15 protein-coding genes are annotated in these 17,616 nt (G+C 64.6%); 4 read left to right on the top strand and 11 right to left on the bottom strand.

The features are described from left to right. Nucleotides 1-106 precede the first annotated feature (106 nt). On the top strand, nucleotides 107-1,432 hold the full coding sequence (locus BB029_RS14625; RefSeq protein ID WP_065939719.1) for an ammonium transporter: 1,326 nt from the start codon (nucleotides 107-109) through the stop codon (nucleotides 1,430-1,432). A gap of 556 nt (nucleotides 1,433-1,988) precedes the next feature. Here the strand turns inward: BB029_RS14625 and folD are convergent. The 9 genes from folD to BB029_RS14670 form a co-directional block, all read right to left on the bottom strand. Further along, nucleotides 1,989-2,924, bottom strand: a complete 936-nt coding sequence (gene folD / locus BB029_RS14630; protein WP_065939720.1) for a bifunctional methylenetetrahydrofolate dehydrogenase/methenyltetrahydrofolate cyclohydrolase FolD — start codon at nucleotides 2,922-2,924, stop codon at nucleotides 1,989-1,991. Between the two features lie 73 nt (nucleotides 2,925-2,997). Beyond that, on the bottom strand, nucleotides 2,998-4,677 hold the full coding sequence (locus BB029_RS14635; RefSeq protein WP_065939721.1) for an APC family permease: 1,680 nt from the start codon (nucleotides 4,675-4,677) through the stop codon (nucleotides 2,998-3,000). Nucleotides 4,678-4,751: 74 nt separating this feature from the next. Then, entirely contained in the window at nucleotides 4,752-7,061 is a 2,310-nt protein-coding gene (locus tag BB029_RS14640; RefSeq protein WP_065939722.1) for a DUF1989 domain-containing protein, read from the bottom strand. A gap of 2 nt (nucleotides 7,062-7,063) precedes the next feature. Beyond that, on the bottom strand, nucleotides 7,064-8,431 hold the full coding sequence (locus tag BB029_RS14645; protein WP_065939723.1) for an NAD(P)-binding domain-containing protein: 1,368 nt from the start codon (nucleotides 8,429-8,431) through the stop codon (nucleotides 7,064-7,066). Between the two features lie 20 nt (nucleotides 8,432-8,451). Beyond that, entirely contained in the window at nucleotides 8,452-9,318 is an 867-nt protein-coding gene (purU, locus tag BB029_RS14650) for a formyltetrahydrofolate deformylase (RefSeq protein WP_065939724.1), read from the bottom strand. 30 nt (nucleotides 9,319-9,348) lie between these two features. Then, a complete protein-coding gene (locus BB029_RS14655) occupies nucleotides 9,349-10,479 on the bottom strand; it encodes an aminomethyltransferase family protein (RefSeq protein ID WP_027603588.1) in 1,131 nt (376 codons plus the stop codon). Between the two features lie 30 nt (nucleotides 10,480-10,509). Beyond that, complete coding sequence (locus tag BB029_RS14660) at nucleotides 10,510-11,526, bottom strand: DUF3445 domain-containing protein (RefSeq protein WP_065939725.1); 1,017 nt, start codon at nucleotides 11,524-11,526, stop codon at nucleotides 10,510-10,512. An 11-nt stretch (nucleotides 11,527-11,537) separates the two neighbouring features. Next, nucleotides 11,538-12,467: a PDR/VanB family oxidoreductase gene (locus BB029_RS14665; RefSeq protein ID WP_065939726.1), complete on the bottom strand. Its 930-nt coding sequence runs from the start codon at nucleotides 12,465-12,467 to the stop codon at nucleotides 11,538-11,540. Beyond that, the gene (locus tag BB029_RS14670; protein ID WP_065939727.1) at nucleotides 12,464-12,910 is read right to left on the bottom strand and encodes a dimethylamine monooxygenase subunit DmmA family protein; all 447 of its coding nucleotides are present in this window, start codon (nucleotides 12,908-12,910) and stop codon (nucleotides 12,464-12,466) included. Before BB029_RS14670 ends, BB029_RS14665 begins: the two co-directional genes overlap by 4 nt. A gap of 249 nt (nucleotides 12,911-13,159) precedes the next feature. Between BB029_RS14670 and BB029_RS14675 the strand changes: the two genes are divergently transcribed. The 3 genes from BB029_RS14675 to BB029_RS14685 are packed head-to-tail and all read left to right on the top strand — an operon-like array spanning nucleotide 13,160 to nucleotide 15,575. After that, nucleotides 13,160-14,206 (top strand): ATP-binding protein, encoded by a 1,047-nt coding sequence (locus tag BB029_RS14675; protein WP_065939761.1) that lies wholly within the window; start codon nucleotides 13,160-13,162, stop codon nucleotides 14,204-14,206. Then, nucleotides 14,175-14,834 (top strand): response regulator, encoded by a 660-nt coding sequence (locus BB029_RS14680; RefSeq protein WP_065926401.1) that lies wholly within the window; start codon nucleotides 14,175-14,177, stop codon nucleotides 14,832-14,834. Before BB029_RS14675 ends, BB029_RS14680 begins: the two co-directional genes overlap by 32 nt. Next, nucleotides 14,835-15,575: a PAS domain-containing protein gene (locus BB029_RS14685; protein WP_065939728.1), complete on the top strand. Its 741-nt coding sequence runs from the start codon at nucleotides 14,835-14,837 to the stop codon at nucleotides 15,573-15,575. A 53-nt stretch (nucleotides 15,576-15,628) separates the two neighbouring features. Here the strand turns inward: BB029_RS14685 and BB029_RS14690 are convergent, their stop codons facing one another. Further along, nucleotides 15,629-16,783 carry an ABC transporter ATP-binding protein gene (locus BB029_RS14690; protein WP_065939729.1) on the bottom strand — a complete coding sequence of 385 codons (1,155 nt, stop codon included), beginning with the start codon at nucleotides 16,781-16,783 and terminating at the stop codon, nucleotides 15,629-15,631. A gap of 17 nt (nucleotides 16,784-16,800) precedes the next feature. Then, a complete protein-coding gene (locus tag BB029_RS14695; RefSeq protein WP_010567348.1) occupies nucleotides 16,801-17,610 on the bottom strand; it encodes an ABC transporter permease in 810 nt (269 codons plus the stop codon). Between the last annotated feature and the right edge of the window lie 6 nt (nucleotides 17,611-17,616).

Below are 17,616 nucleotides of genomic sequence, written 5' to 3' on the forward strand. Positions count from 1 at the left end.
GCGAAGATCGTCAACGATAACGCTGGCACCCCGGATGAACGCGTTGCCTGGACGTTTTTCGCGAGCAAGCTCGCTCCTACACACTTCTGTTGCAGGAGCTTTGAACATGATCAATCGTCTTCTCGGCAAATCCCTTATTGGCTTATTGGCGACCGGTGCACTTGTGCCCCTCGCCCAGGCCGCCGACGCCCCCACCTTGAACACCGGCAGCACCGCCTGGATGGTCACCGCCGCCGTGCTGGTGCTGTTCATGTGCTTGCCGGGGCTTGCGTTGTTCTACGGTGGCCTGGTCCGTGCGAAAAACATGCTCTCGTTGTTCACCCAGTGCTTCGGCATCGCTGGCCTGGTGGGCGTGCTGTGGGTGATCTACGGCTACAGCATGGTGGTCGACACCACCGGCATGGTCGAAGGGCAGGTGACCTTCAACAGTTTTGTCGGCGGCCTGAGCCGCGCCTTCCTGGCGGGCATGACCCCGGAGAGCCTGGTGGGGGATATTCCGGAAGGGGTGTTCGTGACCTTCCAGATGACCTTCGCCATCATCACCCCGGCCCTGATCGCCGGCGCCTTTGCCGAACGCATGAAATTCTCGGCGGCGCTGCTGTTCATGGCCCTCTGGTTCACCCTGGTCTATGCCCCGGTGGCGCATATGGTCTGGGGCGGTTCGGGGGCCTTGATGCATAACTGGGGCGTGCTCGACTTTGCCGGCGGCACCGCCGTGCACATCAATGCCGGTGTGGCTGCGCTCGCTGCGTGCCTGATCCTCGGCAAGCGCAAGGGCTACCAGAACACGCCGATGCCGGCGCATAACCTCAGCCTGACCATGGCCGGCGCGGCGATGCTCTGGGTCGGCTGGTTCGGCTTCAATATCGGCTCCGGTGGCGGCCTCAGCGGCACCTCGGGCATCGTCATGCTCAACACTCAGTTGGGCGCCTGCGCCGGGATCCTGGGCTGGATGTTCACCGAGTGGTTCAAGGTCGGCAAGCCCAGTGCCCTCGGCCTGGCCAGCGGCGCGTTGGCCGGCCTGGTGGGGATCACCCCGGCGTGTGCCTACGTGGGCGTCGGCGGTGCGTTGGCCATCGGCTTGCTGTGCGGGGTGTTCTGCTACTTGAGCGTGACGGTGTTGAAGCGCCGTTTCGGCTACGACGACAGCCTCGACGTGTTCGGCCTGCACGGCATTGGCGGGATGATCGGCGCGGTGTTGACCGGGGTGTTCTGTGTACCGTCCATGGGGGGCCTGGTGGAAGGTGTGACCATGGGCGGGCAGGTGGTTGCCCAGCTCAAGGGGGTGCTGCTGACCACGGTGTACTGCTTCGTGATCAGTTGGATCATCCTCAAGGTGGTCAATGCCCTGGTTGGCTTGCGTGCCCATGAGTCGGTGGAGGAGATGGGGCTGGACCTGGCCGAGCATAATGAGCGGGCCTACAACCACTGATCATTCCCCCTGAGTAAACGCAGCTCAAAATGTGGGAGGGGCGGTGCGACGATTCGACTTGCCCCGTGGCGGCTGGGGAGCCGACGACTCTCTAACGGGTGCCCCGGGACTGAAATGTGGGAGGGGCGGTGCGACGATTCGACTTGCTCCCGATGGCGGCCTTTGGGCCGATCATTTGTTGGAGTTGGAATGAGTACATATCCGTTGCCGCGGTAACGACCACTTAGGGTTCCGCTCTTACAGCGGGTCACTTTTGGAAAAGAGCCCCAAAAGTAACCAAAAGGGCTCTTGCCCCACCACTCGGCACCTCGCCCAGGCTCGGTGTGCCCGTAATCCGACAGTGATTCGGGGGGCCGCCGCCACGCGCCATCCATGGCGCGGGGCGGCTAAACCGGCATCCCTGCCGGTTTACCCCCCAAATCACTATCGGATTCCGGCCAGCGTGGTTAACGGGGCGCCTGAGATCAAGATCAAGATCAAGATCTACAGCAAGAGCGGCTCGCTTCGCATCGTGGTTACCGTTGTGGATACCTATGCGCTGACAGCGGTCTGCCAGTCAGCTGGGTTGTAGCTGAGCCACGGCCACGGGGGGCAAGTCCCCTCCCGCATTTGCCTTGCTGCGTTGCAGCTGGCTCGCCACCAGGGTGTTCTTCAGCAGGTAGGCAATCGTCATCGGTCCCACACCGCCGGGCACCGGCGTGATCGCGCTGGCTACGGTGCGTGCGCTGGCGTAATCCACATCCCCCACCAACCGTGTGCCGGCCTCGGTGGTGATGCGGTTGATCCCCACATCAATGACCACTGCGCCGGGTTTGAGCCAACTGGCGTCGATCAACTGCGGCCGGCCTACGGCGGCGACGACGATGTCGGCCAAACGGCACAGCGCCGGTGCATCGGTGCTGCGCGAGTGCACCACGCTGACCGAGCAGTTGGCCTGCAGCAGCAGGGTTGCCATGGGTTTGCCGACAATGTTCGAACGCCCGATCACCACCGCGTGCAAGCCGCTCAAGTCGCCGCAGGTTTCGTGCAGCAGGCGCATGCAGCCGCTGGGCGTGCAGGGCGTGAGCACTTCGATGCCTTGCACCAGGCCACCGACGTTTTCGCGGTGGAAGCCATCCACGTCCTTGATCGGGTCGATCGCGTGGATCACTGCCGCCTCGTCGATATGCGCCGGCAGCGGCAACTGCACCAGGATGCCGTTGACCGTCGCATCGGTGTTCAACCGGGCAAGCAGGTCGAGCACCTGCGTCTGGCTGGCACTCTCCGGCAGCCGGTATTCCAGGGAGCGAATCCCGACTTCCTTGGCCCGCAGCAGCTTATTGCGCACGTAGACGTGGCTGGCCGGGTCATCGCCCACCAGCAATACCGCCAGGGCCGGGTAGATTTGCTGCGAGGCTAGCAGCAGGACCTCTTCGCGAACCTCGTCGAGCACCTGGGCAGAGATGGCCTTGCCGTCGATATCGCGGGCAGGCGTGGGGAGAGAGCTGGTCAAAAGCGTCACCGTTGTCTGGGGAAATAAGGCGCTGAGGGATAAGAATCCCTCAGCCATAGGCAGGCCGGAAGGCTCAGGCTACCAGTTGATGGCAGGCATACACCACCAGCACACCGGCGACCAGCGTGGCATAGGGCAGCCAGCCGGCGCGGCGCTGGCCGTCATCGGCCTGGATATACAGGTCGGTGAGCATGGCGGCGGGGAAGCGGCCCTTGTCCTGCACATAGTGGCGGTAGCAGAACACCGGCAGGATCAGCAGCGCCAACAGCAGGCCGGTGACCAGCGTGCCTGCGCCCCAGATATCCGCGCCCAGGCCCATGCAGGCCAGGTTGACGAAACTCAGCACGGCGCCGGCCGCCAGCAGCACGGTGGGGGCTTTGTACGGGCGCACCCAGTCGGGGCGGTCCAGGCGGTGGATCCAGCCGGCATTGAGGTTGAGGAAGTTGAAGATGATGTAGCTGACATTGGACGCCGCAAGCACGAACACGTAGTCCGACATCAGCAACAGCAGCAGGTTGAACGACAGGTCGGTCCACATTGCCGCTGTCGGCGCGCCATGTTCGTTGGTGCGCCCCAGGTACTTGGGCAGCCAGCCATCCACCGAGGCCTGGTACAGGGTGCGCGACGAACCGGACATCGAGGTCATGATCGCCAGCAACGTCGCCAGCACCAGCATGATCAATACGATATTGGCCACCACCTTGCCGCCGCCGATGCTGTCGGCCAACACCTGGCCAACGCCCATGCCGCTGTAGATCGCCGGCGAGAGCAGGCCGCTGTACACCGCGGGCGTCACGATTGCACCACTGGCATCGAGTACCGCCGGCGTCACCAGTTGGCCCAGCCCGAGGCTGCCTTGAAACGCCAGCGGCACCAGGGTGAACACCAGGATGCACAGCAGGCCGGCGTAGAAGATTGCCTTGAAGGTGTCGCGCTTGGGGTCCTTGAACTCACGGGTGTAGCACACCGCCGTTTCAAAGCCGTAGGTGGACCACGCCGCCATGAACAGCCCACCGGCCATCAGTGACCAGCCGGACATATCCCACGGCCCATCGATGACTTGCCCGGCCGCGTCATGGGCCAGGGGGTACAGCGGCAGGAAGTTGGCCTGGGTCGCATCCCCGGTGAACAACGGCACCACGCCCACCAGCAGCAGCGGAATCAACGAGGTGACGCCGAGCACCAGGGTCAGGCGTGCCGACCGCAGGATGCCGCCGTGCTGCACGGCAAACACCGTGAGCAAAATCAACAAACCAATGGCGAACGTCGCGTTGATGCGCAACGACAGGCCGCTCTTCACCCAGCCGAGGTCCAGCAGGGTCAATTGCCAGGTGTTAATCAATGCATCGGCGGGAAACAGCGCCGTGAGGATATACCCCGCCGCCAGACCCGAACCGATGGACAGCACCGGCGACCAGGCCAGCCAGTTGCACCACACCGACACCGGTGCGATCAGCTTGCTGTAGCGCACCCAGGCCACCGCGCCGTATACCGAGGCGCCGCCGGATTTGTGCGGGAACAGCCCGGCGATCTCGGCGTAGGTGAAGGCCTGGATAAACCCGAACAGGATCGACACGATCCACACGATCCATGCCGGTTTGCCCACCGTGGCGGCGATCGCACCGATGGAGAACAACACCAGCGCGGGCACGCCACTGGCGACCCAGAAGGCCCCGCGCCAGTCGATCTTGCGGTGCAGGCTGCCCACCGAGCCGGCAGCCTGCGGTACAGCCTCGAACGTCGTCGCTTCCATCTTCGTATTCCCATGTCTGAATAGCGGTTAGGTTGGGGCAGTCAAAATGGGGTGGCACACACGTTTCGGGACGATCAGCTACGCACCCGGCTTTTGTCCGGGTCGTAGAAAATCGCTGCGCTGACCGTGGCGCTGATGCGCTTCTGCAGGCCATCGACTTTGCCAATCTCAAGTGCCGTGCCGGGCTCGGCGCAGCTCACATCCACCCGGCACAGCGCGATATTGCTGGCCAGCAACGGTGAGCGGCAGGCACTGGTGATCACCCCGACCTGGGCCCGGCCCTGGTACACCGGGTCGCCATGGTGGGCGGCCTCGTTGCCGCTCAGGTGCAGGCCAACGAGCTTGTGGCTGGGATGGGCACTGCGCCGCAGCAGGGCGTCACGCCCGATAAAGTCGTCGGTCTTGCTCTTGAGCGGCACGCTGAAACCGATACCGGCCTCGAACGGATCGGTCTGATCGCTGAACTCGTAGCCGGCGAAAATCAGCCCGGCTTCGATGCGCAGCAGGTCCAGGGCTTCCAGGCCCAGGGGCACCAGGCCCAAGGGTTGGCCGAGTTGCCAGATGCGGTCCCAGACCCGTTCGGCGTCTTCGGGCTGGCACCACACCTCAAAGCCCAGTTCGCCGGTGTAGCCGGTGCGCGAAATCATCAACGGGCAGCCGTCGAAACCGTCCAGCCGACCGACCAGGAAGCGAAACCAGCCGAGGGTTTCCACACTTGGTTGCGTGGGCGGGGTCCAGACCATCTGCTTGAGCAGTTCGCGACTCAAAGGCCCCTGCACCGCCAGGTTGTGAATCTGCTCGCTGGCGGACTTGACCCACACCTTCATGCCCAGTTTCTGTGCCTGCTCGCGCAACCACACGCCGGCGTAGTCTTCGCCGCAGATCCAGCGGAAGTTGTCCGGGCCCAGGCGCAGCAGGGTACCGTCGTCGAGCATGCCGCCGTGGGCGTGGCACATCGCCGAATACACCACCTGGCCCACCGCCAGGCGCCGTATGTCGCGGGTCAGGCAGTACTGCAACAGGGCTTCGGCGTCGGGGCCGATGATTTCGAATTTGCGCAGGGCGGTCAGGTCCATCACCGCCACCCGTTCGCGGCAACCGAGGTATTCCTCGGTGACGCCGTAACCGTCGTAGCGCAGTGGCAGCCACCAGTTGCGGTAGTCGGTGAAGCTGCCGGTGAGGGCGCGGGTACGTGAGTGAAACGCGGACTCACGGGTGAGGATCGGGTCGGCATCCGCCGTGGTTCGAGTGCTCATGGCGATGGAAAAACGCTCCTTCTCGCTGTAGATGCGGACATGGATGTCGGTCGGGTTCCAGCCATTGGCCGGGTCAATGTCATCCGGGCACGAGGTACTGCCACACAGCAGGTCGGTCATGGCCCGCAGCAGCACATAATCGCCGGGCCGTGACCAGGGTTCATCCAGGGTCATCTGCTGGTGCGCATCGATACCGGTGTTGAAGAAGAAATTGATCGCCGGCCAGCCGTTGCGCGCCTGCACGCCATGGGGGGCGAGGACGCGGCTGAGGTTGTCGCTGCAGTTGTCGTGCCCGAAATAACCATGGGTTTCGTAGTAGCGCGCCGCGCAGGCCAGGGCGAATGAATCGTGGCGCCCGACGGTGTCTTGCACCACCTCCAGCATCGGTTGCATATGGCGGTCGAAAAACTTCGAGAACAGCCCCGGTGCCGGGTAGGCGCTGCCGTTAAGGGTGCGCGTGACGGTCTGGTCCAGGTCCAGCTCGACGCCGCGATCCAGGGCGCGCCGGTCGAGGGCGACGAAGTCCGAACACTGGCGGCCCGCGACGTCCAGTACCTGGATGTACTGCCCCTTGGCGACGGTGTAGCCGTGGGCCGTGCCCGCGCGCAGGGTGAATTCGTCGAGTACATCGCCCAACGGCTCGGGCAGGGCCGGCAGCAGCAGCGGCGACGGATTGGCCCGCGTCACTATCAGACGCAGCTCGCTGGGCCGGTATTGCCGGTCCACGGCGGTGGCCTCGGCGGGGGCTGCGACGATTACCAGCAGCGCGTCCTCGGCGACAAACTGCCGGCTGTGGCCGGGCGGGCTGTCGGTGTCCCATAGCGAGGCCGCCAGCGGCAAGGCCTGGGCGTCGATGCCGCGCCGCTGGAGCGCCTGGCCGATACGCCCAGGCACGCAGCACGCCGTCGACCCGCTCAGGCCCCAGCTCGCCAGGGCGCTGCGGCCACCGGCGTCGAGGGCCAGCAGTGCGCAGGTTTGCCGGCCTTCGACGTCGATCACTTGCAGGCCGTCGCCGGGCTGCAAGTCGACCAGGGTCACGCCGCCGGCGGCCACGCGGTAGCGTTCCAGGTTCGGCGCGCGGGCAAACAGCCCGGGTTCGCGGGGATGGGAAACACGCGGTGCATTCATCATCAGCCGACCGACTTGATGGGGGTCGTAGGCTCATCCAAGTACGCCGCCATCGAGTCATCCAGGGCCTGCAACCACGGCGTGTGGTGCGGCGGTGACTGAGTGCCGGTCATCAGCGAGCGATAGGACTTGTCGCGATAGCCCATGATGTTTTCCGCCTTGTCGTGCTTCCAGTGCAGAAAGGTTTCGTTGACGGCGGCGATGTCGAAATTCGGGTAGTCGGTGGCGTCCACCAGTTGCTGGATATAGGCGCCCTGGTACTCGAACATCTGCTGGTTGGTTTCCAGGGTCTGTTCCCGTGCGTGCCACGCCTGGCTGTCGGCGACCATGTCGGCGTGGCCGGGCAGCTGAATGCGTCCGAGGATCACGTCGCGGGCATACCAGGCCTGGGCGTCGAACATGTTGAAGGAGTACCACTGGTCCTGCATGCCGAGGTAGATCAGGCGGGGGTTGGGTTCCCAGAACACGCCCTTGTAGAGGTTCATCGGCCACAGGCGGTTGTCGGTCTTGAGGCTCAGTTCATCGGGCAGGAACGGGAAGTGGTGCTTGTAGCCGGTGCACAGAATTACCGCGTCGATGTGCTTGCTGCTGCCGTCGACAAAGTACGCGCGGTTGTTTTCCAGGCGCTGGAGCAGTGGTTTTTCTTCCCAGTTATCCGGCCAGGCATAGCCCATGGGCGCGCTGCGGTAGCAACTGGTGATGCTGCGCGCGCCGTATTTGTAGCATTGCGAGCCGATGTCCTCGGCCGAATAGCTGCTGCCGACGATCAGCAGGTCCTTGTCCTTGAACTCCAGCGCCTCGCGGAAATCGTGGGCATGCAGGATACGTCCGGCGAACTGTTCGAAGCCTTCGAAGTACGGCACCTTGGGCGTGGAAAAGTGGCCGCAGGCGTTGATCACGTAGTCGAATTCCTCGCAGGTCAAGGTGTCGCTGGTGTAGTCGTGGGCGTAGAGGGTGAAGCGCTGGCTCTGTTCGTCGAAGGTGACTTGGCGCACCACATTGTTGAAGCGGATGTAGTCGCGCACGCCGGCCTTTTCCACGCGGCCCTTGATGTAGTCCCACAGCACTTCGCGCGGCGGGTAGGAACCGATGGGCCGGCCGAAATGCTCTTCGAAGGTGTAGTCGGCAAACTCCAGGCATTCCTTGGGGCCGTTGGACCACAGGTAGCGGTACATGCTGCCGTGCACCGGCTCGCCGTTCTCGTCGAGGCCGGTGCGCCAGGTGTAGTTCCACATGCCGCCCCAGTCCTGCTGTTTTTCGAAGCACACCAGCTCAGGGATGGCGGCGCCTTTGTCGCGGGCCGACTGGAACGCGCGAAGTTGCGCCAGGCCGCATGGGCCGGCACCGATGATTGCAACACGTAGGGTCATGAGCGTGCCTCCTGAAGGTTTCAGCGAAAGATCACTGTCTTGTCCTGGTTGATGAACACCCGGTGTTCCAGGTGGTATTTCAGGGCTTTGGAAAGGGCCACGGTTTCGGTGTCACGGCCGATGGCGACCAGCGAGTCGGGCAGGTGGGTATGGTCGACGCGCTGGATTTCCTGCTCGATGATCGGGCCCTCATCCAGGTCGCTGGTGACGTAGTGGGCGGTGGCGCCGATCAGCTTGACGCCGCGGTCATAGGCCTGGTGATACGGCTTGGCGCCCTTGAACCCTGGGAGGAACGAGTGATGGATATTGATCGCCCGGCCCGAGAGTTGCTGGCACAGGCCGTCGGACAGGATCTGCATGTAGCGCGCAAGCACCACCAGGTCGGTCTGGGTGTCTTCGACGATGCGCATCAGCTCGGCTTCCTGGCCGGCCTTGGTGTCCTGGGTGATCGGCAGGTAGATGAAGCGGATGCCTTCGCGTTCGGCCATCGCCCGCAGGTCCAGGTGGTTGGAGACCACGGCGGTGATGTGCATGTCCATCTCGCCCTTGCGGTGGCGGTAGAGCAGGTCGGTGAGGCAGTGGTCGAACTTGCTGACCATCAGCAGCACGCGGGTCGGTTGGCGCGAGCTGAACAACTGCCAGTGCATGTCGAAGCCACCGGCCAGGTCGCCGAGGCCTTTGCGCAGGGCGCCGATGTCGCCGCTCACGCCGGTGTTGAAACGGAATACCGCGCGCATGAAAAACTGCCCGGTGAACTCATCGTCGAACTGCGCCAGCTCGCTGATGTAGCACTGCTGTTGGGCCAGGCACGCGCTGATCGCGGCGACAATCCCGGACGCCGCCGGGCAGGTGATCTTGAGGATGTAATGTTCGCGGGAGGCGTCCATCGAAAGCTCCTGAGTTCAGTGAAGGAAGGCTCAGCCCTTGGCCGTGCGCTTGGTTTTCTGCGGGTCGTCGAAGGGCAGGGCGTGGGTGCTGGCGCTGGCCTCGAGGCTGCCGCGAACCTGCAAGGCAATACCGGGTTCGGAACAGGCGACGCTCATGCGCGCGATGGCCATCGAGCGTTTGCTCAGGCGCGAATACATGCCGCAGGTGATCACGCCGACTTGCTGGTTGCCCTGCCACACGGTGTCGCCGGCCTCGGCGGCGCGGACGCCCTCAAGCAGCACGCCGGTGATCTTGAAGCGCTCCTGGCCGCGCAGGCGCAGGTGTTCTTCGGCGCCACGGAAGGCGTTCTTGCCTGGCGAAACGGTGAAGTCCAGGCCCATTTCCCAGAGGGTGTCGCCGGCCTTCTGGTCGGCGAAGGGGTACATCTGCGAGTTGTCGTAGGGGAAAAACATCAGCGAACTTTCCACCCGCAACCAGTCCAGGGCGGTGAAGGCGCAGGGAATGATCCCCAGGCTCGCGCCTTGTTCGAGGATGCTGTCCCACAGGAACGGCGCATCGGCGGCCTTGCAGAAAATCTCATAGCCACGTTCGCCGGTGTAGCCGGTGCGCGAGATCATCACCGGGCGGTCGAACAGGCGGGTTTGCAGGTGGTGGAAGTACGCCAGCTGGCGGATGCCGGGCACGTGTTCGGCAAGGAAATCCACCGCCAGCGGACCTTGCAGCGACAGGTCGTGCAGGTCGTCATCGAACAGCACCGCCACTTGCCGGCCCTGGGCCGAGCGCACGAGCATTTCATGCCCGGTGCCGGCGCCATGCACCACCATGAACGCGTTGGGGCCGGTGCGGTAGACGATGCAGTCATCGACGAACTTGCCGTCCTCGTCGAGCATCGAGGCATACACCGATTTGCCCGGGTAGAGCTTGGCGATGTCGCGGGTGGTGGCCCACTGCAACAGGCTCTCGGCGTGGGGGCCCACGTAATGGACTTTTTTCAGGCCGGATACGTCCATCAGGCCGGCGCGGGTGCGGATCGCCTGGTGGTGGTCGGCGAGGTCACTGCTGTAGGTCCAGGCAGTGCCCATGCCGTTCCAGTCTTCGAGGTGGGAGCCGAGGGCGCGGTGCCGGTCGGCCAATGCAGAAATACGCCATGAGTGGGTCATGTGAGGTTCCTTGTCGTAGAAGAGGGGGCGTCAGGCCTGTGGGTCGAACTGGCTCAGCCACTCGACCAGCGTGTGGCGGTAGCGGGTCATGCCCTTGTAGTCGGCGATGGGGTCGGGCAGGTCGCGCAGCACGCGGTGCAGGCGACAGCCCCAGCCGGGTTGCGTGACCAGCTCGTCCAGGCTGATCAGGTAGGTGCGGATGCTGAACATCACCGCGTGGCTGCGCGGCAGGCGCGCCATCACTTGCAGCTCGACCCGCAGGTGCACCTGCTGGCCGACGTTCTGCGCGGTGATCCGGCCGCGATCGGCGCCCCATTCATGGAAGGTTTCCGGCGATGAATCCAGGCGCGGGTTGATGGTCAGGGTCCAGTTCAAGCGCCGTACCGGCTGGCCGACCTGCAGGTTGAGCAGGTACTTCAGCGCCCGTTCGAACACGCCCATCTGATGGGCCATGGGCACCGGTGCGTGCCATTGCTTGAAACTCATGCCGGCGTCGAACGCCAGTGACCAGTCGGCCGGGCTGGTGACCAGGCCGGCGTCCATGTACAGGTCGCCGTCGCGCTGGTCGAGCAGGGCGAAATCCCCCTGCACCTGGCGGCCGATGTACTCCAGCGGCGCACAGGGCAGGCTGGAGGCATCGCCGAAGATGAAGGCCTGGTCGATGTCCAGCAGGTGGTTGCGCCACTGCCAGCGCTCGCCGTTTTGCGTCAGGCTGAACGCCTGCGGGTAGTCGGCGGCCAGGTGTTCCATGATCATCTGCAGCGCATCCCAGGCCGCCACTTGCATGTGGGGCATCACCAGGTAGCGGCGTGGGTCCTTGTCCAGCACCAGGGCGCGCTCGGCCATTTCCGAGCGGTAGTGCTCGTCGATGTCGAAGGCGTGCTCATAGATCGAGCCGGGGTCGCGGGAGATGGCCGGTTCGATGTTTACCGAGTACAGGTAGCTGTCCTCGATAAAGGGAAAGGGGAAACGCCGGATCGCGGCCGGGCTGTTGCGAAAGCTGAAATCGTCGCGATAGCTCAGCACGGGGCTCGTTTGCAGGGGCATGGCACTCACTCCTATAGGTCCAGCGAAACGCAGGGGCCGCTGCCGCGCGAGACGCAGGGCATCAGAAAGTCGGCCTGCTCGGCCGGGCTGAGGAAGCTGTCGCGGTGTTCGATGGCGCCGCCCTGGTGGCGCGTGATGCACTGGCCGCAGACCCCGCCACGGCACAGGTTGGGCACCTGTAGTCCGGCGTGTTCCAGGGCTTCGAGCAGGCTTTGCTCGGCCTCGACCCGCAGGCGTCGGCCGCTGCGCAGCAGGTGCAGGTCGAATGGCTGGCCGGGTTGTGCGCCCTTGAAGGCTTCCGAATGCACACGCCTGCTCGGCCAACCGAGGCGTGAAGCGTGTTGCTCAACCGCCTCGAGCAAGGGCTGCGGACCGCAGGTGTAGACGTGGCTGCCCAGCGGCCGGTTGCCGAGGATTGGGTTAAGGTCCGGGCGCCGGTCGTAGGTGTGCAGGCGCGGGCCGAGGCGCTGTTGCAGCTCGTCGAGATAGGCGTCGCTGAGGCCCCGGCGGAACAGGTAATGCAGCTCGAAGTCGGCCTGCTGTTGTTCCATCGCGGCGATATAGGCCATGAACGGCGTGATCCCGATCCCGGCGGCGATGAGGATATGCAGGCGCGCGGTGCCATGGGGTGCGAACAGATTGGCCGGCGGCGAAATCTGCAGGGTGTCGCCGACCTGCACCTGCCTGTGCAGGTACTGCGAGCCACCGCGCGACGCGTCTTGCAGGCGCACGGCGATGCGGTAGTGCTGGGGCTGCGCCGGGTCGCTGGTGAGTGAATAGGCGTTGCGCACCGTGCCTTCGGCCAGCGGCAGGTGCACCTGCACATGGCTGCCGGGCGAGAAGCCGGGCAGGCTGCCCGTGGCGGGCGTCAGGGTGAATTCGCGCACCACCGGCGTGAGCATGCGTGCGGCGCTGACCTGGACGTTGAGGGCCGCGCTCATGGCTGGAACCCCGCGTAGGGCTGGTCGGGGTTGATGCACACGCCGAGATACGCCCCCAGGCGCCGGGAAAAATGCGTGCGGACCTCCAGCCCGACGTGGCAGCCGATGCAGTTCAACAGCGGCTCCGGCCCGGCCGCCTGGGTCAGGCCGCAGTGTGCGCAATACACCTGGCGCAGGCCGGGGGTGGTGCAGGTCATCTCGATCTCGTCGTCTTCCAGGCCAGCGGCGCGGGCCTCGCCGTGCACACGCCAGATAAAGGCTTCGTCGCCCAGCAGGTAGAGCCGGCAGCCCACGGTGGCGCTGGCCAGCGCCTGTTGCAGGCGCCGCGCAAAGTCGGGGTGTTCGCCGTTCAACAGCAGGGGGCTGTCCAGTTCGCTGATGAACGCTGCGCTGGCGGCGGCTGATTGCATCACCACGATAGGGCGGCTGCGGGTGTGGGTCATGGGGGCTCTCCACGCTGGGTTTTGTTTCCTGTTGGGAGAGATACTTTCCTATGGGGAAAATCTTCTCAATCTGGAAAAAGGGCTATGCCTTTGGAGATAAGCCTTGCGCGCCGGCCATTCGGGGCATGGAAGTTGCTGGGCCTTTCGACCACGCAGCGCAACCGGACGGGGAGTTATCGAAGAGTGCTGACACGACCAAAAGGCTGGCCGCTCTGGTTGGGGCCTGTGCGCCCCGAACAGGCGCGCAGCGTGCGCAGGTTGTTGGCCGGGTTGCCCCTGCACGCTGACGGTGCCTTGTCGGGTTTCCTGGACCGTTTCGACGCACTGCTGCCGCCTGCCAGGCTCAACCTGATCCTCGGCGGCGAAGACCTGGGCCCGACGCGACGAGGGTGGGTCGACGGCTGCCAGGCGGTCGCGCATTGCCCCTGGCGCGACGCCAGCGTGACGGACGCCCCCCAAGCCTGCGGACCGTGCCGGCAACGGGGCGTGCACCGTCTGGTGTGCGCCTTGCCCGAGGGTGAAAAGGGCGCATTGCTGCTCGACACTCCCCGGCGCGCCGGTGGCAGTTGGCGCCAGTTACTGGAAGAGGCGGCGCAGGCGGTAGGCGTGAGCGTGCGCCTGCGCAGTCAAATCCGTGAACAGCAGCGCAAACAGGCGACCTCCCGCCACGGCGCCCTGGCCCGTGAGCTGCACGATTCAGTGGCGCAGCAGTTGGGCTACCTGTCGTTCCAGGCCCATGGCTTGCAATCGCAACTGGGCGAGCCGGCACTGCAGGACCTGTGCACCGGCCTGAGCCAACTGCAACGCCAGGTGCGCGAGCTGATCACCAGTGCGCGCCTGACCATGGACGGGCGCTCGCTGCGCCAGGCCCTGGCCGATTCGGTCGCGGAGTTCTCGCGGCGCTGCATCATCGTCTTCGAACTCGACAACCGCCTGGCCGACGACGCCCTGAGCCCGGAAACCGAATTGCAGATCCTGCAGATCATTCGCGAGGCCCTGGCCAATGCGGTGCGGCATTCCCACGCGCGCCACGTGCGCATCGAACTGCGCCAGACCCAGGACGGCGACGCCTCGGTGTCGGTGGAAGACGATGGCATCGGCTTGATCCCGGCCTGCGACGAGCACAACCATTTCGGTCTGGCGATTATCCGCGAGCGCGCCGCCAGCATCGGCGCGCGGCTGAGCATAGAAGCGATCCGCCCGCACGGGGTGCGCGTGCACCTTGGCCTGCGTCGCCACCACGATCTGCCACAGGGGAGTCTCGATGGACTGCACGACCTTATTACTGATCGATGATCACCCGTTGTTTCGCAAGGGCCTGGCGCAGTTGTTCGATGCCAGCGGCGACTTCGAAGTGGTGGGGCAGGCGGCCAGCGGCCGCGAGGGCATCAACCTGGCCGTGAGCCTGACGCCGCAACAGGTGCTGCTGGATTTGCACATGCCCGGCCTCAGCGGTTTGCAGGTGCTGGATGAACTGCGCCAGTTGCGCCTGGATTGCCAGGTGGTGGTGCTCACCGCCTCCATGGACCGCGCCGAGCTGCTCACGGCCTTGCGCCTGGGCGCCAGCGGTTATGTGCTCAAGGAAACCGAGCCGGATGCGTTGCTGGCGTATATGCGCAACTGCCACAAGGGCGCGATCGTGCTGGACTCGAGCCTGATTGCCTTGCTCGCCGACCAGGCCGAGCCCACGCAAGCGTGTGAGGCTGCGGGCAGCGAAAACCTTACCGAGCGCGAAGGCCAGACCCTGGCGCTGATCGCCGCCGGCATGAGCAACAAACAGATCGGCCGGGAACTGGGGATCAGCGACGGCACGGTGAAAATCTACGTGCGCAGCCTGTTGCAGAAGCTCGGCCTGCATTCGCGCCTGGAGCTGGCGGCCTGGGTGCACAGCGGCGCCTTGATGAAACACGAGGAGCGCCACTAGATGAGGGACAGCCCCGAAGCGTTTGCGCCCCCGCCGATTGACCTGATGGATTGCTTTCCCGCCGCCTTATTGCAACTGCGCGACAACGGCCAGATCGCCCACTTCAACCTGGCCTGGGCCGAGCTGATGGGCGCGCCGGGCGCGGAGCGCAACCTGATGGACTACGTGCACCAGGAAGACCGCCCGCTATGGCGCCAGGCCCTGAATGAACTGCGCCGCCGCCCCGACACCTCATTCAACCAGCGCCTGCGCTTTGTGCACCCCAACGGCGAGTTGCGCTGGTTCGAGATCAGCCTCAAGCGCGGCCCCCAAGGCTTCTATTTGGTGGCCGGGGACGTTACTGCCCACAAGCGCCGCGAAATCGCCTGGCAGGCCAGCCAGCGCAGCAGCATGAGCTTGCTCGACAGCATGCCGGGCCTGATCTATCGCGGCCGCAACAACCGCGACTGGACCATGGAATTCGTCAGCGCGGGCTGCCTGGAGTTGACTGGTTACCCCGCTGAGCGACTGGTGGACAACCATGAGTTCACCTACAACAGCCTGATCCTGGCGCAGGATGCCGACTATGTGTGGCGCGAGGTGCAATATGCGTTGTCACGGCAGGAGCCGTTCGAGCTCAATTACCGGATTCGCTGCGCCGACCGCTCGATCAAGCACGTGTGGGAGAAGGGCGTGGGGATTTATGCGGATACCCGTGAGGTGTTGGGGATCGAGGGGGCGATTTTCGAGCGCAAGAGTTGACGGATAAACGCACTTCAAATGTGGGAGGGGGCAAGCCCCCTCCCACATGGGATTCAATGCGCGCCTGCGGCCTTGTTCAGATCACTCTCGGCCCACTGCGTATACACACACGCATCCGCCGTCGCCCAGCGCACACGCACCGGGTCGCCGGCCTTGAGCGGCATGCCCGCAGCGGACAGCGCCTTGACCGTCATCGATGTGCCGCCGAGGGTTTTCACGGTGCAGGTCTGGCTTTCGCCGAGGAACAGCACCTCACCCACAATCGCCGACACTTCATTCCAGCCCGCCGCCAACGGTTGCTCAGCGGCCTGTTCGACACTCAGCGCCAGGGCTTTTTCCGGGCGTACCATCAGCAGCACCTCCTGCTCGGTGTGCAACCCGCTGGTCAGGCGGATCGACACGGATTGGCCTTCGAACGCCGCCACGGCATTGCCCTGGGCCTTGAGCTTGAGGAAGTTGGAGTTGCCGAGGAACGACGCCACGAACGCGTTCGGCGGGTTTTGGTAGAGGTCGAAGCCGCTGCCCAGGCCGACGATCTTGCCGTGGCTGAAAATCGCGATGCGCTGGGACAGGCGCATGGCTTCTTCCTGGTCGTGGGTCACGTAGACGATGGTGATGCCCAGGCGCCGGTGCAGTTGGCGCAGTTCGTCCTGCAGGTCTTCGCGCAACTTCTTGTCGAGGGCGCCGAGGGGTTCGTCCATCAGCAGGATGCGTGGCTCGTACACCAGCGCGCGGGCGATGGCGACCCGTTGCTGTTGGCCGCCGGACAATTGCGAAGGGCGGCGATGGGCGAACTGTTCCAACTGCACCAGCTTGAGCATGGCGTCGACTCGCTTGTCGCGTTCGGCGCTGGCCAGTTTGCGAATCGCCAGGGGGAAGGCGATGTTGTCGCGCACCGACAAATGCGGGAACAGCGAGTAACGCTGGAACACCATGCCGATGTCGCGCTTGTGCGGCGGTACGTTGACCAGCGATTGGCCGCTGACCAGGATCTCGCCGCTGCTTGGCGTTTCGAAGCCGGCAAGCATCGACAGTGTGGTGCTTTTGCCCGAGCCGCTGGAGCCGAGGAAGGTGAGGAATTCGCCGTCCTGGATGTCCAGCGAGATGTTGTCCACGGCAGCGAATTCGCCGTAGTGCTTGTTCAGGTTGCGCAGGCTGACCAGGGGTTGGCCATGGCTCTGCGCGACATCGTTGATCACTGCACTCATGTTCTTCTCCTCGGCGCTCAAGCGCGGGTTTCGGTACGCCGGCGAACGGCGGCGGCAATCACCATGACCAGCACCGAGAGGCCGATCAGCAGCGTCGACGCGACGGCGATCACAGGCGTCAGGTCCTGGCGCAGGGTGGTCCACATTTTTACGGGAAGGGTTTGCAGGGTCGGGCTGGCCATCATCACGCTGAGCACCACTTCGTCCCACGAGACCAGGAAGGCGAACAGCGCACCGGCGACCATCCCCGGACGAATCGCCGGAAAGGTCACCTTGAACACCGCCTGCAACCGCGAGGCGCCGCAGATCACCGCCGCGTCTTCGATCGACTGGTCGAACAGTTTCAGCGAGTTGATGATCGAGATGATGGTGAACGGCAGCGCCACGATCACATGGCTGACCACAAAGGCGAACATCGTGCCGGTGTAGCCAAGCTTGAGGAACAGCGCGTACACCGCCACGGCGATGATCACCAGCGGCACGATCATCGGCAGGGTGAACAGGCCGTAGAGCAATTCACGGCCGGGGAAGCGCCCGCGCACCAGGGCAAAGGCGGTGGGCAGGCCGAGGGCGACGGCGAATACGGTGGTCAGCACGGCCACCTTGAGGCTGGCCATGGCCGCGTTCATCCAGTCGGCGTTGGAAAAGAACTGGCCGTACCATTTCAGCGTCCAGCCCGGCGGCGGGAACACCAGCCATTGCGACGAGCCGAACGACAGCAGCACGATAAACACGATCGGCAGCAGCAGGAACAGGCCGATCAACCCGGTGGTGGTGTAGAGGCCCAAGCGCATCCTGCGGCTCATGGCATTGGGGGTCAGGAGCATGACGGC

Source organism: Pseudomonas sp. S3E12 (genome assembly GCF_001702295.1).
GTDB lineage: Bacteria > Pseudomonadota > Gammaproteobacteria > Pseudomonadales > Pseudomonadaceae > Aquipseudomonas > Aquipseudomonas marginalis.

Bases quoted from the DNA above. Each gene is read 5' to 3' on its own strand.
- BB029_RS14640 (WP_065939722.1), bottom strand. From the start codon at position 7,061: ATGAATGCACCGCGTGTTTCCCATCCCCGCGAACCCGGGCTGTTTGCC.
- BB029_RS14695 (WP_010567348.1), bottom strand. From the start codon at position 17,610: ATGCTCCTGACCCCCAATGCCATGAGCCGCAGGATGCGCTTGGGCCTC.
- BB029_RS14690 (WP_065939729.1), bottom strand. From the start codon at position 16,783: ATGAGTGCAGTGATCAACGATGTCGCGCAGAGCCATGGCCAACCCCTG.
- purU (WP_065939724.1), bottom strand. From the start codon at position 9,318: ATGGACGCCTCCCGCGAACATTACATCCTCAAGATCACCTGCCCGGCG.
- BB029_RS14665 (WP_065939726.1), bottom strand. From the start codon at position 12,467: ATGAGCGCGGCCCTCAACGTCCAGGTCAGCGCCGCACGCATGCTCACG.
- BB029_RS14645 (WP_065939723.1), bottom strand. From the start codon at position 8,431: ATGACCCTACGTGTTGCAATCATCGGTGCCGGCCCATGCGGCCTGGCG.
- BB029_RS14660 (WP_065939725.1), bottom strand. From the start codon at position 11,526: ATGCCCCTGCAAACGAGCCCCGTGCTGAGCTATCGCGACGATTTCAGC.
- BB029_RS14685 (WP_065939728.1), top strand. From the start codon at position 14,835: ATGAGGGACAGCCCCGAAGCGTTTGCGCCCCCGCCGATTGACCTGATG.
- BB029_RS14680 (WP_065926401.1), top strand. From the start codon at position 14,175: ATGGACTGCACGACCTTATTACTGATCGATGATCACCCGTTGTTTCGC.
- BB029_RS14625 (WP_065939719.1), top strand. From the start codon at position 107: ATGATCAATCGTCTTCTCGGCAAATCCCTTATTGGCTTATTGGCGACC.
- BB029_RS14655 (WP_027603588.1), bottom strand. From the start codon at position 10,479: ATGACCCACTCATGGCGTATTTCTGCATTGGCCGACCGGCACCGCGCC.
- BB029_RS14670 (WP_065939727.1), bottom strand. From the start codon at position 12,910: ATGACCCACACCCGCAGCCGCCCTATCGTGGTGATGCAATCAGCCGCC.
- BB029_RS14635 (WP_065939721.1), bottom strand. From the start codon at position 4,677: ATGGAAGCGACGACGTTCGAGGCTGTACCGCAGGCTGCCGGCTCGGTG.